This window comes from Dokdonia sp. Dokd-P16 (genome assembly GCF_003095655.1).
GTDB lineage: Bacteria > Bacteroidota > Bacteroidia > Flavobacteriales > Flavobacteriaceae > Dokdonia.
In genome coordinates, this window is sequence record NZ_CP029151.1 from 220,560 (window position 1) to 235,925 (window position 15,366).

Annotated in this window: 14 protein-coding genes; 5 read left to right on the forward strand and 9 right to left on the reverse strand. The window is 37.9% G+C overall.

Annotation, left to right across the window (positions count from 1 at the left end; translation table 11 throughout):
- Positions 1–20: 20 nt before the first annotated feature.
- The 5 genes from mtaB to DCS32_RS01010 all read right to left on the reverse strand — a co-directional run bounded on the left by mtaB (position 21) and on the right by DCS32_RS01010 (position 5,240).
- On the reverse strand, positions 21–1,364 hold the full coding sequence (gene mtaB / locus DCS32_RS00990; protein WP_108876600.1) for a tRNA (N(6)-L-threonylcarbamoyladenosine(37)-C(2))-methylthiotransferase MtaB: 1,344 nt from the start codon (positions 1,362–1,364) through the stop codon (positions 21–23).
- A gap of 86 nt (positions 1,365–1,450) precedes the next feature.
- The gene (locus DCS32_RS00995) at positions 1,451–2,515 is read right to left on the reverse strand and encodes a glycerophosphodiester phosphodiesterase (RefSeq protein ID WP_239057542.1); all 1,065 of its coding nucleotides are present in this window, start codon (positions 2,513–2,515) and stop codon (positions 1,451–1,453) included.
- 141 nt (positions 2,516–2,656) lie between these two features.
- A complete protein-coding gene (gene murA, locus DCS32_RS01000; RefSeq protein ID WP_108876601.1) occupies positions 2,657–3,970 on the reverse strand; it encodes a UDP-N-acetylglucosamine 1-carboxyvinyltransferase in 1,314 nt (437 codons plus the stop codon).
- 19 nt (positions 3,971–3,989) lie between these two features.
- A complete protein-coding gene (locus DCS32_RS01005; RefSeq protein WP_108876602.1) occupies positions 3,990–4,652 on the reverse strand; it encodes a DUF4290 domain-containing protein in 663 nt (220 codons plus the stop codon).
- A 297-nt stretch (positions 4,653–4,949) separates the two neighbouring features.
- Positions 4,950–5,240, reverse strand: a complete 291-nt coding sequence (locus DCS32_RS01010; protein WP_108876603.1) for a DUF493 family protein — start codon at positions 5,238–5,240, stop codon at positions 4,950–4,952.
- Between the two features lie 80 nt (positions 5,241–5,320).
- Between DCS32_RS01010 and DCS32_RS01015 the strand changes: the two genes are divergently transcribed.
- The 4 genes from DCS32_RS01015 to DCS32_RS01030 all read left to right on the forward strand — a co-directional run bounded on the left by DCS32_RS01015 (position 5,321) and on the right by DCS32_RS01030 (position 9,150).
- Positions 5,321–5,860 carry an AAA family ATPase gene (locus tag DCS32_RS01015; RefSeq protein ID WP_108879214.1) on the forward strand — a complete coding sequence of 180 codons (540 nt, stop codon included), beginning with the start codon at positions 5,321–5,323 and terminating at the stop codon, positions 5,858–5,860.
- A complete protein-coding gene (locus DCS32_RS01020; RefSeq protein WP_108876604.1) occupies positions 5,853–7,742 on the forward strand; it encodes an ATP-dependent DNA helicase RecQ in 1,890 nt (629 codons plus the stop codon). The genes DCS32_RS01015 and DCS32_RS01020 overlap by 8 nt, the downstream gene beginning before the upstream one ends.
- Complete coding sequence (fmt, locus tag DCS32_RS01025) at positions 7,739–8,689, forward strand: methionyl-tRNA formyltransferase (RefSeq protein ID WP_108876605.1); 951 nt, start codon at positions 7,739–7,741, stop codon at positions 8,687–8,689. The genes DCS32_RS01020 and fmt overlap by 4 nt, the downstream gene beginning before the upstream one ends.
- A gap of 188 nt (positions 8,690–8,877) precedes the next feature.
- Positions 8,878–9,150, forward strand: a complete 273-nt coding sequence (locus tag DCS32_RS01030) for an HU family DNA-binding protein (RefSeq protein ID WP_013751630.1) — start codon at positions 8,878–8,880, stop codon at positions 9,148–9,150.
- 184 nt (positions 9,151–9,334) lie between these two features.
- Here DCS32_RS01030 and menA read toward each other — a convergent pair whose 3' ends face one another.
- Positions 9,335–10,237, reverse strand: a complete 903-nt coding sequence (menA, locus tag DCS32_RS01035; RefSeq protein WP_108876606.1) for a 1,4-dihydroxy-2-naphthoate octaprenyltransferase — start codon at positions 10,235–10,237, stop codon at positions 9,335–9,337.
- Between the two features lie 103 nt (positions 10,238–10,340).
- Between menA and DCS32_RS01040 the strand changes: the two genes are divergently transcribed.
- Entirely contained in the window at positions 10,341–12,011 is a 1,671-nt protein-coding gene (locus tag DCS32_RS01040) for an alpha-amylase family glycosyl hydrolase (protein WP_108876607.1), read from the forward strand.
- Here the strand turns inward: DCS32_RS01040 and DCS32_RS01045 are convergent.
- Genes DCS32_RS01045 through DCS32_RS16030 form a run of 3 tightly spaced genes read right to left on the reverse strand, consistent with a single transcriptional unit; the run spans position 12,008 to position 15,341 of the window.
- On the reverse strand, positions 12,008–12,550 hold the full coding sequence (locus tag DCS32_RS01045) for an NADPH-dependent FMN reductase (RefSeq protein ID WP_108876608.1): 543 nt from the start codon (positions 12,548–12,550) through the stop codon (positions 12,008–12,010). The genes DCS32_RS01040 and DCS32_RS01045 overlap by 4 nt on opposite strands.
- 57 nt (positions 12,551–12,607) lie before the next feature.
- Positions 12,608–14,131: an outer membrane protein transport protein gene (locus DCS32_RS01050; RefSeq protein WP_108876609.1), complete on the reverse strand. Its 1,524-nt coding sequence runs from the start codon at positions 14,129–14,131 to the stop codon at positions 12,608–12,610.
- A 31-nt stretch (positions 14,132–14,162) separates the two neighbouring features.
- Positions 14,163–15,341, reverse strand: a complete 1,179-nt coding sequence (locus tag DCS32_RS16030) for a hypothetical protein (RefSeq protein WP_162533567.1) — start codon at positions 15,339–15,341, stop codon at positions 14,163–14,165.
- Between the last annotated feature and the right edge of the window lie 25 nt (positions 15,342–15,366).

Here is a 15,366-nt window from a genome sequence, read left to right on the forward strand (position 1 = left end):
GCTTTCGCGAAAGCGATCACCTACACCTCTACGTTTGCAAAATCAAATCTCACCATTCCATCGTCATCTATAGAAGTTAGCTCCACTTCGTGTAATGTATTTACAAGTTCTGGATTCCAAGGTGATTTTACTTTTACATAATTTTCTGTAAACCCGTGAATGTAGCCTTCCTTATTCTCACTTTCAAAAAGTACCGTACGTGTACTATTTAATTGAGACTCATAGAATGCTCTACGCATTTTGGCTGAAAGTCCTCGTAGCATTTTACTACGTTTACTGCGCACTTTTTTGGGAACTACACCATCCATCGCAGCCGCAGGAGTATTATCACGTTCTGAGTACGTGAAGACGTGTAAGTAAGAAATATCTAGACTAGTAAGGAAATTATACGTTTCTAGAAAATCCTCATCTGTTTCTCCCGGAAAACCTACAATCACATCTACACCTATGCAAGCGTGCGGCATCACCTCCTTGATTTTGGCAACACGATCTACATATAACTCGCGTTGATAACGGCGACGCATTAACCCAAGAATCTTGTTACTTCCACTTTGTAATGGAATATGAAAATGAGGTACAAATGTGCGGGACTTAGACACCACATCAATTGTCTCATTTTTAAGAAGATTAGGTTCTATAGAAGAAATTCTTAAGCGCTCTATTCCGGCTACTTTATCAAGCTCTTGTACAAGTTCTAAAAAAGTATGCTCGTGCTTTTTATTACCAAACTCACCCTTACCGTAATCTCCTATATTAACTCCAGTAAGTACAATTTCTTTTATGTCTTGCGCGGCAATTTTTGAAGCGTTGTCCAATACGTTTTGTAATGTATCACTTCTAGAAATACCTCTAGCAAGTGGTATCGTACAATAGGTACACTTATAATCACAACCATCTTGCACTTTTAAAAAGGCACGAGTTCGATCTCCTATAGAATAAGAACTCACGTAGAAATCTGCATCTTGAATTTCGCAAGCATGTACTTCTCCGCCCTCCTTAGATCTGTCTGGATTATCTAGTAAATCATTTATATAACTTGTAACATTAAACTTCTCTGTCGCCCCAAGAACGAGATCTACACCATCTACAGCAGCAAGCTCTTCTGGTTTGAGTTGTGCATAACAACCTACTGCAACAGTAACTCCTTCTGGATTTCCTTTCTGAGCTTGTTTTACAATTGACTTAAAACGCTTATCTGCATTTTCTGTCACACTACATGTATTTATCACGTAGACATCTGCAGGCTCAGAAAACTCAACCTTATCAAATCCCTCTTGCCCAAAACTACGAGCAATAGTGCTCGTCTCTGAAAAATTCAGTTTACAACCTAGTGTATAAAATGCGACTTTCTTTGTAGAGGACATGTGGTGATGATTTGGAAAAATTGCTCAAATTTTGAGGACTGCAAAGGTAACAAAAGAAGCAAAGAAAATATTACTACTTACAACAACTAATCATTGGTTGCTAAGAATTTGTTTCTGGCAGCTACGGCATCTTTAGTATAGTCGCTAAAAACTCCATCTACGCCTGCCTCAAAAAACAGTTGATACTCGGTAATTCCTTCATTATTCTCACTCCACAAAGTATCTTCTTTCCTAAAGGTGTAGGGATGTACTTCTAGCTTCTGCTCATGTGCAAGCGCTACAAAGTCTGTAGATGCTAGCATCTCAACCTCTCCTTCATCCGTTTTACTATAAGAAATTACAAAAGGTTTCCAAGGACCTATTCCATCGGCATAGGTAGAAACAAACTTCATTCCTTCTTTGGTTGTGAAGTAATTGTATGTACGAGCATCTTTACTCAGTATGAAATCATAAGGTTGCCCTTCTGGATCATAGCTACCATCTTCTTTGGAAAAGCGTAAATCTCCATTGCTAGAGATTCCAGCTGCACCAATAAGTTGTATAAGTCGCACATCTGAACGTGCTGAAATGTATTGCAACGTACTCACCTCAAAACATTGGACAAAAATGGGTGAGCTTTTATCCACATAACCAGCCTTTGTAATCTGATTAAGGAAGAGATCTTCCATTACAAGCCCTAATTCTCGGTGATAACTAGGATGCTTTAATTCTGGATAAATACCCACAGGATTTCCTGATGTGGTTTTGTTCGCTTTCGCGAAAGCGATAATCTCCTCAAACGTAGGGATCTCAAAAAGATCATCATACTCGTGTGTTCTCTCCTCCCAAGACTGCCTCGCTCGTAGTGTTTTGAGTTCGCTAAGAGTGAAGTCAGATACAAACCAATCTGTTACAGGTACACCATCAAGCATTTTTGTGGTTTTACGATCTGCATATTCTGGGAGTACAGAGACATTAGTAGTTCCAGAAATAAAAGGCTCATGCCTAGCTACAAGAACGCCATCCTTTGTCATCACAAGATCTGGCTCTATGAAATCTGCGCCTAGTTCGATTGCTTTTTTATACCCTTCCATCGTATGTTCTGGATATAAAAATTGCGCTCCCCTGTGTGCAATAACAATAGGCGTATTATGAATTTGAGGTTGCTCCATTTGATTACAAGATAAGATGAGTATTGAAAATAAAAGCGATATTCTTTTTAAACTAATCATGTAGACAAAGGTAGAATCTATTCCACAAAAAAGGCGCAAATATCACTTGCGCCTTTTTTAATTTTATAACTAGAGATTAGATTAATCTATTCTAGTGATTTTTGCTCCTATTGCTCTAAGACGCTCATCTATATTTTCATATCCACGGTCTATTTGCTCAATATTATGAATAGTAGAAGTTCCCTTTGCACTTAACGCTGCAATAAGCAATGAGATACCAGCACGTATATCTGGTGATGTCATTGTAGTTGCCTTAAGCGTAGACTGAAAGTTATGTCCAATCACTGTAGCGCGGTGCGGATCACAAAGTATCACTTTGGCTCCCATATCTATAAGCTTATCTGTAAAGAACAAACGACTTTCAAACATTTTCTGGTGAACCATTAGTTCGCCCTTTGCTTGGGTTGCCACTACTAGAATAATACTTAAAAGATCTGGAGTAAAACCTGGCCATGGTGCATCAGAGATAGTCATAAATGAACCATCAATGTATGATTCCACCTGGTAACCGTCTGTGTGTGCAGGAATGTAAATATCATCTCCCTTACGTTCTAGCGTTATCCCTAGTTTTCTAAAGGTATTAGGTATAACACCAAGATCATCCCAGCTTACATTTTTAATTGTAATCTCACTTTTAGTCATTGCTGCAAGACCTATCCATGATCCTATTTCGATCATGTCTGGTAATACTCTATGCTCGCAACCACCTAGTTTTTCTACACCTTCTATAATAAGCATGTTTGAACCTATCCCTTGAATATTTGCTCCCATGCGCACCATCATTTTACAAAGCTGTTGTAAATATGGTTCACAAGCTGCGTTATATATAGTTGTAGTTCCTCTGGCTAATACGGCAGCCATCACGATATTTGCCGTACCTGTAACAGATGCTTCATCTAGTAGCATGTATGCTCCTGTAAGTCCGTTAGGTGCTTCTACACCATAAAAACGTTCTTCACGATTGTAACGAAAAGTCGCTCCCAGTTTAATAAAACCTTCAAAGTGTGTATCAAGACGACGACGACCTATTTTATCACCTCCTGGTCTAGGAATGTATCCTTTGCCAAAACGAGCTAGTAATGGCCCTACAATCATTATAGATCCTCTTAGTCCACTACCTTCTTTTTTAAATTTCTCACTTTCTAGGTACTCGAGGTCAAGATCATCTGCTTGAAACGTGAACTCACCTTTTCCAATTTTCTCCACCTTTACACCTAGATTTTCCAAGATCATGATGAGCTTATTTACATCTATAATGTCTGGCACATTACTTATGGTAACTTTTTCAGGAGTGAGTAGTACTGCACATAATATTTGTAATGCTTCGTTTTTTGCGCCTTGTGGTTGGATATCACCTTTAAGTTGGTGACCTCCCTCGATCTGAAATGTTGCCATAGTTAATTAGAAATATATTTTAATAACGCTTTTTGCGGTTGTTATTGTTGTTTGTATTTTTTGAGTAGCTTCTTTTCTTTATTGGATTATCTGCGGCTTTAGCTTTCTTGTTTGCTCTTATAAGTCTATCAGAATCTCCTAGTTCTTCTCCACTATTTTTTAGATTGATCTCCCCATTACTTAACTCAAATAGGTGATTAAAGATGACCTCATCATCTACAGTATCCTTATTCCAGTTTAAGAAACACTTTTTCATATGGTTTGCGATAGTCATTGCAAGTCCCTCACGCATATCTCCTTTATCCCAGCTTACGGCTACATCAATCATACGTTTGATGTTGTTACCGTAAAAACGATATTTAGGGTGGTTTTGCGGATATTCTAAAGGCTCTGGACGCTCTGCAAGCTCCTCTCTAGATGGTTTTCCATATGGCGACTCAACATCTAGTTGAAAATCAGACATTATAAATAACTGATCCCACAACTTATGCTGAAAATCTGGTACATCACGCAAGTGAGGTTGCAAATTCCCCATTACTGCGATAATCGCTTTAGCTGTTTTGTTACGCTCTTCGGCGTCTTCCATTGCCGTCGCATCATTTACCATTTTCTGTATATGGCGCCCATACTCGGGAATGATGAGATGAACTCTCTCCGTGTTGTACTCTAATTGATCTATCAATTGTAAAAAATTAAGTGAAGTCGTCCTTTAAGTAAAGACATGTGCAAAATACTAAAATTTGTCTAAACGCATCTAGTCTTTAGTAAATTGATAACATAACAATAAAAAAAGCCTCTTATTGTGTTCTTGAGATGCTTTGGGCGTGACCACAAGGGTCGGGCGCTACGCTTTTACGCTTCGGCTCCTTGCGCTATCGCTTCATGAGCCTGCAGGGTAACCACTACGATCCCTCACGCGGAGTTAGTAAAACTAAAAGATGGTAGTGATTAATAACATTTTCGCGAAAGCATATATCTCTTACAATGAAATAACGCCTTCTATCTTACCTACTTCCTTATACTTTTCTATCACAACATCAGGATTATCTAGACGTACGTTTATAGAAACGCTTGTGTACTTCCCTGTGCGAGATACATTCTTTTTTATTACAGCTCCTAGGTGGTCAAAGAGCCCTTCAATTTGCGCTTCTTTCTCTGCATTTGCAGGCACAATAAACTTGTACAAATAAGGTGCAGGCCAGCTAGAAGTTTCTTCTAGTTGTGTCTTTAATTTTTTATAAAACTCTTCTGGATTTTTATCTAAACTCATGGGTGTCTATTATAATACAAAGGTACATAAATCACGTTCTTTGTAGTTTGCTTAATTTTGCTAAAAAGACTACCATTTTTATGCCAAAACGTATACTTCTCATAGGAGGGCCATCTACCGGGAAAACAACATTACTTAACCACCTAGAACAACTAGGGTATCCCTGCCTTGAGGAAATCTCAAGACAAGTAATAAGTCAAGCTCAAAAGGAAGGTATAGACCAGTTATTTCTAGAGAAACCATTATTGTTTTCTGAGCTTCTTAGAGATGCTCGCATACAACAACATAAGGAAGTGGACACATACATCACAGACACTGTTTTTATAGATCGAGGGATTCCTGACACTGTGGCATATATGGACTTTATAGGACAAGAATATCCTGAGGCTTTTGTTCAGGCTTGCAAGACGTATACTTATGATATCGTATTCATCTTACCTACTTGGGAGAAAATACACAAGGTAGATCAAGAACGCTATGAGACTTTTGAACAAGCTCAAAAAATTGAAAAACACCTTGTAAAAACGTACCAAAACTATGGGTACACCCCTATTGTAGTACCTATGTCTCCAGTAGAGGATAGAGCGGCTTTTATATTAAAAACGCTAGCTCTTGAGTAATCAAGCGCAAGACATATTACAACAATACTGGGGTCACTCCACCTTTAGACCACAACAAGCAGAAATTATAAAGAATGTGCTTGCTGGGAGTGATAGTATTGCACTATTACCCACAGGTGGCGGAAAGTCTCTATGCTATCAATTACCTGCGTTATTACTGGACGGTATTACGATAGTGGTATCACCACTTATCGCTTTAATGAAAGACCAAGTAATGACTTTGCAAGAAAAAGGTATCAAAGCGCTCTCTATCACAAGCGGAATTTCCTTTAGCGAGCTAGACACGCTACTCGATAATTGCATTTATGGCAACTACAAGCTTTTATATCTCTCACCAGAGCGATTACAACAAGAGCTTGTAAGAGAACGTATTAAACTTATGAATGTCTCTCTCATCGCTGTAGATGAGGCTCATTGTATTTCTCAATGGGGACATGACTTTAGACCCGCATATAGAGAAATCTCAAAATTACGTGCTCTCAAGCCTACCGTACCATTTATAGCGCTTACTGCTACAGCAACACCTAAGGTATTAAAGGATATCACAGAGCAGCTAGAATTACAAGATCCGCAGTTATTTAAAACTTCTTATCACCGCCCTAATCTCACATATAATGTAGTGCAAGCTACAGACAAGTTTTACCAGCTAGAAACTATCCTCGCAAATACAAAGGCTAGTGCTATTGTATATGTGCGTAATAGAAAGGCTACACTTAATACTGCTCACTTTTTAAAAGGCAGAGGCATCTCTGCCACCTCTTACCACGGAGGTATGTCTCGTGATGAACGTCACAAACAATACCTCGCATGGCGTAATAATAAAGTGCAGGTCATGGTAGGCACAAGTGCCTTTGGGATGGGAATTGATAAGGCAGACGTAGCTACTGTAGTGCATTTAGAAATCCCTGATAGTATAGAAAATTACTTTCAAGAGTCTGGAAGAGCTGGAAGAGCTGGACAAGAATCACAAGCTGTACTCCTTTATAATGAAAATGACGAGGTGCGATTAGAAAATCAGTTTATAAAAGTGATTCCTCAGGTAGCAGATGTGAAAAAAATATACAAGCACCTCAACAACTACTTTCAGATCTCTTATGGTGAGGGCCAAGAGACACTGCATCGATTTAACTTCAGTGAATTTTGTGCAACTTACAAACTTCATACGATTCTTACATTTAATGCGCTTCAAACACTAGATCGTAATAGCGTGATAAGCTTATCTCAAGAATTTACAAAGCGCGCAACAATCAACTTTAAAGTAAATGACTTTGCGCTTTCTTACTATTTGATTCGCAATAATCAGCTGGATGATGTGGTTAAGGCTGTTCTTAGAACGTATGGAGCCGTTTTTGAACAAGTCACAAATATCAACTATAGCATTGTAGCTACAAAAGCTAGTAAAACTATAGAACAGGTACACCAAGTCCTACTTACTCTTGAGAAAGATGACATCATAGATTACGAGCATCAAAATTATGATACCGCAATTACCTTCCTTGTGCCTAGAGATGATGATAGAACTATAAACGTCATTGCTCCATATATAAATGCACAAGCTACGTATAAGAAAAACCAAGTAGATGCTATAAAAACATATCTCGCTACAGATACCGTTTGCAGGGCAATCCAACTTATGCAGTACTTTGATGAGACATTAACCACACCCTGTGGAAAGTGTGATGTATGTACAAATGCAACACACCAAGTTTCAAGAACTGCTATACACAGTGCTATTATTGATATTTTAAGAGAAGGTCCAAAAACTTCTCGCGAAATATCACAACTAGACTACCCACAACAAACCATAATTAATACGATTCGACTACTTTTGGATCAGAAAAAGATAGCCATCTTGGCAAATAACACCTACACCTTATTATGAGAGATTTACGCATAGTTTTCATGGGTACACCAGAGTTTGCAGTAACTATATTAAATGGTCTACTAGAAGAAGAATATAATGTAGTGGGAGTAATCACCGCACCAGATCGTCCTGCAGGAAGAGGACAGAAAGTAAGAGAAAGTGATGTTAAGGCGTTTGCAAAGGCAAGAAACCTCAACATCCTACAACCTACAAACCTTAAAAGTGAAGAGTTTTTAAAAGAACTAAAAGACCTTAATGCAAACCTACAGATTGTCGTTGCCTTTAGAATGCTTCCAGAAGCTGTATGGAAAATGCCAACTTATGGAACCTTTAATTTACACGCATCGCTCTTACCTCAATATCGTGGTGCCGCGCCTATAAACTGGGCAATTATTAATGGAGAGACAGAAACAGGTGTTACTACATTCTTTATTGATGAAAAAATTGATACCGGTGAGATTATATTACAAGAGAAACTCGCTATAGATGATAAGGAAAATGCTGGCGTATTACATGACCGTCTTATGATTGCAGGTAAAGAACTTGTAGTAAAAACGGTAAAAGCTATAGCGATAGATGAAGTAAGCACTTTTGTACAAGACTCCAGTAGAGAACTCAAAACAGCATATAAGTTACATAGTGAGAATACGAGAATAGACTGGGATGCTCCTCTTCAAGACATTTACAATCACATAAGAGGATTGAGTCCTTATCCAGCAGCTTACACAATGCTAGAAAATGGAGGAAAAGAGCAACGTGTAAAAATTTATAGCGCTTTCGCGAAAGCAGAAAAAGAGATGTTTATTCCATCTGGAGCAGTCACCCAAGTAGATGATCATCTAGCTATCGCAACGCCAGAAGGTTACATATGCATCACCGAAATACAGCTTTCTGGGAAGAAAAAAATGGCCGTTAAAGACCTTTTAAACGGATACAAATTTGATAAAAATGCAAAAATGCGCTAAACCCTTGCTCCTATTGGTGTTAAGGGAATTATAAAAAGAGACTACCTTTATCAACAATTGGCTCGACTTATTAACAAAACCTCTCATTTCCCTTGCTATAGCTTGCGTAGGCAATTAATTCAGATAAATTTGTTAGGGAATTAAGCATTTAGCTTAACCAACAATTTAATTAATTAACAATTTACATTATGAACAAATCAGAATTAATTGACGGAATGGCAGAGCATGCAGGTATCACCAAAGCTGCAGCAAAAAAAGCATTAGAATCTTTCTTAGGAGATGTTGAAAAGACTCTTAAAGACGGAGGACGTGTTTCTCTTGTAGGTTTTGGATCTTGGTCTGTTTCTAAGCGTAACGCACGTGAAGGAAGAAACCCACAAACTGGAAAAACTATTAAAATTGCAGCAAAGAACGTAGTAAAGTTCAAAGCTGGATCTGAGCTTGCAACTTCTGTAAACTAGTCAGTTTTAACTGTTATATAAAAAACGGGTAGCTCACGCTACCCGTTTTTTTTGTTTCCAACCGGCTTATATTGACAAAAGCAATCTTATTGGGAATCCATTAGTAATGAATAACCCTTTGATTATCTCGTGATTGTACTAGAGGTTTTTGGAAAATTTTCGCGAAAGCATAACTATATCCTTTCTATATATAACAACTTATAAAAAAGAGTATAGCAAGTAGAAATGTAGATAAAGCCACTTTTTTAAGTTCTGGATCAAGTAAAGCGTGTATTGAAGTACTTCTTACAGTAAACATATGCTTCACTAGTGGTATAAACGCCACAAGAGAGATATAATCAATAAAATGAGTTGCCGTAAGCATGAGATAAGAAACCCACCCTAAGAGTCCTAAAACGAATAATGCCGAATGATACTTCTCTGCACCAGCTGCTCCTAAGACAACTGCAAGTGTGTTTTTACCCACGCGAGCGTCTGCCTCACGATCTCTCATATTATTAAGATGCAATACCATTGTAGATAGCGCTCCTATAGTAAGAGCAGGAAGTATCTGTATAAAATTGATATACTGTGTAAATAAAAAGAAAGACCCCAGAACACCCACGAGACCAAAAAATATAAAAACAAAAACGTCTCCTAACCCTCTATATCCATAAGCACTCTTTCCTACAGTATATTTAATAGCAGATACAATTGCTGCTACTCCTAACAGTAAAAAAAGTATGGAAAGTAAAAAGTGATCTACTCCAAAGGATACGTAAATCAAAAGCAGCACAATAAACACGGTGATAATTGATGTAATTATAATTGCCTTCTTAAGATCTTGTGCCGTAAGAAGGCCGCTTTGCATGGCTCTAGCTGGACCTACTCGCTCTGCATTATCTGTTCCCTTAACGCCATCACCATAATCATTTGCATAATTAGATAAGATCTGAAATCCTAAAGTAGCGAGTATGGCTAGTATAAAAATACTCCAGTTAAAGGCGCCTTCTTGCAATGCGAGTCCGCCTCCCACAAGAATCCCAGCTATAGAAAGTGGTAATGTACGAGGACGTGCGGCACTAAGCCAAACTTGGAATGAGGGCATATATTTTTTTAAGTGCGTAAATGTACTATTTTCTTTGGGCTTCTACCCTTCTCAAATTTCAAAAGGATTTACTAGCTTCGTAATGATTAAAAATAATCTCATGATGAATCTCAAATCTATTGCCGCACTACTTCTTGTAATTCTTTCAGTTTTAAGTTGTAAACAAAAAGAAACTACAGCAGCCCATGTTGAAGTGGAAGAAAAAAAACCTTTTTTCTGGGAAGCTGCAAATATGTATTTCTTACTCACAGATCGCTTTAATAACGGCGATACAAGTAATGATGTCAACTTTGAGAGAACTCAAGACGCTGCGGTATTAAGAGATTTTATGGGTGGTGACATCAAAGGAATTACGCAGAAGATAGAAGACGGTTATTTTACAGATCTTGGGATCAACGCTATCTGGTTTACTCCAGTAGTAGAGCAAGTACATGGAGCAGTAGATGAAGGAACTGGTGTTACTTATGGTTATCACGGTTACTGGACTAAGGACTGGACTTCACTTGACCCTAACTTTGGCACGAGAGAGGACTTACAATCATTAATAAGTGCAGCACATCAAAAGGATATACGCATTGTTATGGATGTGGTACTTAATCACACAGGTCCTGTAACACAAGAAGACCCATTCTGGGGTGAAGACTGGGCAAGAGAAAACCCTAATTGCGCCTTCAGCACTTATGAGAATACTACTGCTTGTAGTCTTGTAGAAAACCTACCAGACATCCTTACCGAGAGTGATCAAGAAGTTGCACTTCCAGCTACACTAGTTGCAAAGTGGAAGTCTGAAGGACGTTATGATGAGGAAATGGCAGAGCTTGACTCTTATTTCGCAGCAAACAACCTAAAGAAAACACCGCGCAATTACATTATAAAATGGCTTACGGACTACATTAGAGACTTTGGAGTAGATGCTTTTAGAGTAGATACTACAAAACATGTGGATGAAGCCTCATGGGTGGCATTAAGAGCACAAGCAGATATAGCCTTTGCGGATTATAAGGCAAACAATGAAGACAAAGTTATGGATGATAATGACTTTTTCATGTTTGGAGAAGTTTATAATTACTCTATAGATGGAGGTCGTGATTATGATTTTGGAGATAAAAAGGTAGATTACTTTGCAAATGGCTTTGATAATCTGATTAATTTCCAATTTAAATATGATGCTCAAGGAAGTTATGAGCAGCTATTTAGTAAGTATGCGACAATAAAGGATTCTATTTTTAGCGATAAGAGTTTTGTAAACTATGCTACCTCACATGATGATGGACAACCGTTTGACAAAGACCGAAACAAAGCAATAGAAACAGGTACTAAGCTCTTATTAACTACGGGGATATCTCAGGTTTATTATGGTGATGAAACTGCAAGAGACTTAACGATAGAAGGAACAGATGGTGATGCAACCCTGCGTAGCTTTATGAACTGGAAAGATATTAACAGTAGTACTACAAATGAGGTTCTTGCTCACTGGCAAAAGCTAGGAACTTTTAGAAGAGACCATCCTTCGGTAGGTGCTGGTACTCATGAGATGCTAAGTGCAGCTCCTTATGTATTTAAAAGATCATTTGACAAAAATGATATGAAAGATACTGTGGTCGTAGGACTAGACCTCAATATTGGGAAGAAAGATATTGTGGTGGGTAACGCTTTCGCGAAAGCGCAAACTGTCAAGGACACTTACTCGGGACAAGAGGCTAGTATTATCGACGGTAAGATAACTCTTGATACTCCTTATGATATTGTTTTACTAGAGGTTGTAAAAAACTAATCATCTAGCTGCTGAAGAAATGAAGCCAGCACTTGAGAAATCCCTAACTCCATAGCAGGATTTGTTATGGAGAGATTGTTTACGTCAAAGTTTTCTTGAAATGATGGAAAGCTAAAGCTCTCTGCGATAACTCCTCCAAAACGAGGCGCTGTACTCTTCATGTATTCAAGCGCAGAAGAGGCTCCTCTCGCTCCAGGAGAAGTACTCACTAATAGAATCTTCTTATTTGCTAAGAAATTCCTATCTGCTCGAGAAAGCCAATCAAGAATATTTTTAAAATAGGCAGATATCATCCCGTTGTGCTCATTTACTCCTATAATAATACTAGAAGCCTCGGCTATCTTATTTTTAATAATCTGAATATCAATTGGGATTCCTCGCTCTTGCTCTATATCTAGATTATATATGGGAATATCATAATCAAGAATATGCAAACGCGCCTCGGGCTGAGATTGAATTGCATTAATAATATAATCTAGCAACATGCTATTTATAGATGTGTTGCTGTTACTTCCCGATAATGCTATAATGTTTCCCATAGTTTCATAAAAAAAGCCACCCGAAGGTAGCTTTTTTATTAATTATAAAATTCCTTTTTAGAGACTCAACGTAAGTGTAGCAATAATTGATGTATTGTCACGGTCTACTGTAGCCTCATTTGTTAATCCTGTACTGTATAGAGAATTAGTACGCTCTTGTGAGAATGTATCATAAGCTACATCTAATTTTATTTTTCCAAAATTATAACCAATACCTGCAGAGTAACCAGACAAATCACCTACCGTAGTCTCATCTTTAAACGGACTATCTTCATAGCGATAACCACCTCTAAAACTCCATGCCTGAGATCTAATCTCTCCACCTAATTTATAAGAATTTACTGGTTGCAATAAATTATCTATCGCTGCATTTTGAGCGTTAAAAAAAGAATCGCTTTCTGGTCTAAAACTAAGATTTGTATAATCTTTATAAGAGTAATCAAAACTCAATAAACCTTGCTGTCCAAAAAGATATGCGATACTTCCTGTATATTTTCCTGGTGTTTTGATTTCATAATTTTCATAGATATTAGTTACTCTAGGATTAATCACCGTGTTAAATACTCCTGCATCATCAATAGCTGTAGTAGAAACACTTTGATTAGTCTCTTCACTTATAGTTGTCCACGTAGGTGAATCATAGGTAAAGCCAACTCTCAAGTTTTCTCCAGCCTTATAAATACTTCCTAGTTGGAAAGAAAACCCACTACCAGTAGTTCTTAAATTATTTTCAAAACGAATGTCTGTAATATTTGTAAAACCTTCATCTGATCCTACATTGTTAGACTCAAATAAAACAGTAGACTGGTTATAATCTATAAAATGGGAATTTAAGTTAAGTCCTAAATAAAGATTTTCATCATACTGCGCTCCAATATTAAATGACGCTTTACCACTATAACCCGATGAAGCAAAAATGTACTCTTGGTCATAATTTTCGGCAACCGTGTTTACAAAATACTCAGTATTACCAAAATCATTCGAAGCTGGATCCAAAATAAAAGATTGGAACCCGAATAATGCCTGTTGAGCACCGAACCCTTCACTTTCTCCAAGAAATTGATATAAATCTGAAACAGACTCCCCATCAACCGTCTCTAACAGATCAAGAGGAATTCCTTGTGCAAAATCACTAAAGTAGCTAGAAATAGAATTTGTATTGTTTCCTACGGCCGTATATTGATTATCAAGATTTGATGTTCGATCGTAATTGAAACTAAGAGAAATTTTATTCCACTTAGAATTACCTGAACCCCCTATAATAAAAACACCACCAGCCTGATTTATAGATAAATCAGAATCTGAAACATTTGTAGTATTTCCAAGGTATCTCGTATCATTATCGAAGTTATCATTAACGATAGATAGTGATACTGTACCTTTTGTAAAAACAGCACTTGCTGCAGGATTATCTCCTATTGCACTTAAGTCTCCACCTAAAGCACCAAAAGCACCTCCCATAGCTCTATAACGAGCTGTTCCGGTTACATTTGATGAGGTATATAAAAGTGCATCAGAAATACTCTGTCCAAAAGATGTTCCGGTGGCCACTAAAGCCGCTATTATAATTAGTTTTTTCATATAAAAAATTTAATACTGTAAACTATATCAATTATCCTCTACGTCCCCCGCTTCTACCAGAAGATCTTGAAGATGAACCACTACTACTTCTTGATGAAGATGACGATCTAGAAGCAGAACTACTTCTTGACGAAGATCTGCTAGGCGTCGCTGTAGGTCTAGACGAACTTGATGCAGGTCGTGAGTTTGTACCACTAGGTCTTACTGGACGCGAAGGTCTTGATTGAGTTCCAGATGGTCTTGTAGGGCGACTTGGTCTCGTTGCATTAGGTCTCCCTCTTGTAACTCCATCGCGATTTGCAGATGTAGGTCTACCTCTAGTTACACCATCACGGTTAGTAGAAGTAGGTCTCCCTCTAGTTACGCCATCTCGATTAGTAGATGTTGGTCTAGTTCCAATTACTCGCGAACTATTTCCTCTATTTCTAGAATATGTATTTCTACTTGTAGCACTTGATGTTCTTCCTGAAGCCGAACGTAAACGAGATCTTGAGGATGAAATAGCATTTACAGCACTACTTCTTCTTCCTGTATTTGAAACAGCTGATCTTCTCCCTGCGCTATAGGCTACACGACCTCTATAATTCCTACCATTGTTTCCATAGTAATGATTGTTAAAGTTATTACCATAGTGAAAGAAAGGACGGTTATATGCGTATCCATAACCACCGTACCCGAAAAATGGACTATTAAACCCTCTATGAAAGCCATATCCCCATGGTGACCAAAATCCGCCTCCCCAAGCATTTCCATAGAATCCTCCACCCCATCCGTAACCGTAGCCTCCAAAACCTCCCCAGTTATTAAAGCCCCAATAAGGAGCGTTATTGTAGATGTTTATTTCTACATCTTGAGTTTCATCACCCCAAGCTGCATACCCAGTATTCGTTTCAAAACTAGCTCCGTCTACATAAATATCAGTCCCCGCTTCTGAAGAGTAGGATTCAATATCAGTAAATACGGCACCGTCTTCTTCTAGCTCACTGAGTTCTTGAACTCCTTTTTCAAAATAATTTTTATAAACCTGAGTATTTGCACCACTAGAAATTTCTTGATCAGAAGCGCTAGCTGCATCAGTTTGCGGACTACTATAAATTCCATCCTCATCATAAAAACTTTGTGTAGAACTACAACCTATCAAAAATACTGACGTAACAGCCACAAATGACAAATTCTTTGTTGTGCGTATAAGTGAAGTATAAAATTCCATATCGATAGTGTTTTAATTGTTGCTT

Excerpts from the sequence above, each read along its gene's own strand:
- mtaB (WP_108876600.1), bottom strand. The coding sequence starts at position 1,364 with ATGTCCTCTACAAAGAAAGTCGCATTTTATACACTAGGTTGTAAACTG.
- DCS32_RS00995 (WP_239057542.1), bottom strand. The coding sequence starts at position 2,515 with ATGGAGCAACCTCAAATTCATAATACGCCTATTGTTATTGCACACAGG.
- murA (WP_108876601.1), bottom strand. The coding sequence starts at position 3,970 with ATGGCAACATTTCAGATCGAGGGAGGTCACCAACTTAAAGGTGATATC.
- DCS32_RS01010 (WP_108876603.1), bottom strand. The coding sequence starts at position 5,240 with ATGAGTTTAGATAAAAATCCAGAAGAGTTTTATAAAAAATTAAAGACA.
- DCS32_RS01015 (WP_108879214.1), top strand. The coding sequence starts at position 5,321 with ATGCCAAAACGTATACTTCTCATAGGAGGGCCATCTACCGGGAAAACA.
- fmt (WP_108876605.1), top strand. The coding sequence starts at position 7,739 with ATGAGAGATTTACGCATAGTTTTCATGGGTACACCAGAGTTTGCAGTA.
- DCS32_RS01030 (WP_013751630.1), top strand. The coding sequence starts at position 8,878 with ATGAACAAATCAGAATTAATTGACGGAATGGCAGAGCATGCAGGTATC.
- menA (WP_108876606.1), bottom strand. The coding sequence starts at position 10,237 with ATGCCCTCATTCCAAGTTTGGCTTAGTGCCGCACGTCCTCGTACATTA.
- DCS32_RS01040 (WP_108876607.1), top strand. The coding sequence starts at position 10,341 with ATGAATCTCAAATCTATTGCCGCACTACTTCTTGTAATTCTTTCAGTT.
- DCS32_RS01045 (WP_108876608.1), bottom strand. The coding sequence starts at position 12,550 with ATGGGAAACATTATAGCATTATCGGGAAGTAACAGCAACACATCTATA.
- DCS32_RS01050 (WP_108876609.1), bottom strand. The coding sequence starts at position 14,131 with ATGAAAAAACTAATTATAATAGCGGCTTTAGTGGCCACCGGAACATCT.
- DCS32_RS16030 (WP_162533567.1), bottom strand. The coding sequence starts at position 15,341 with ATGGAATTTTATACTTCACTTATACGCACAACAAAGAATTTGTCATTT.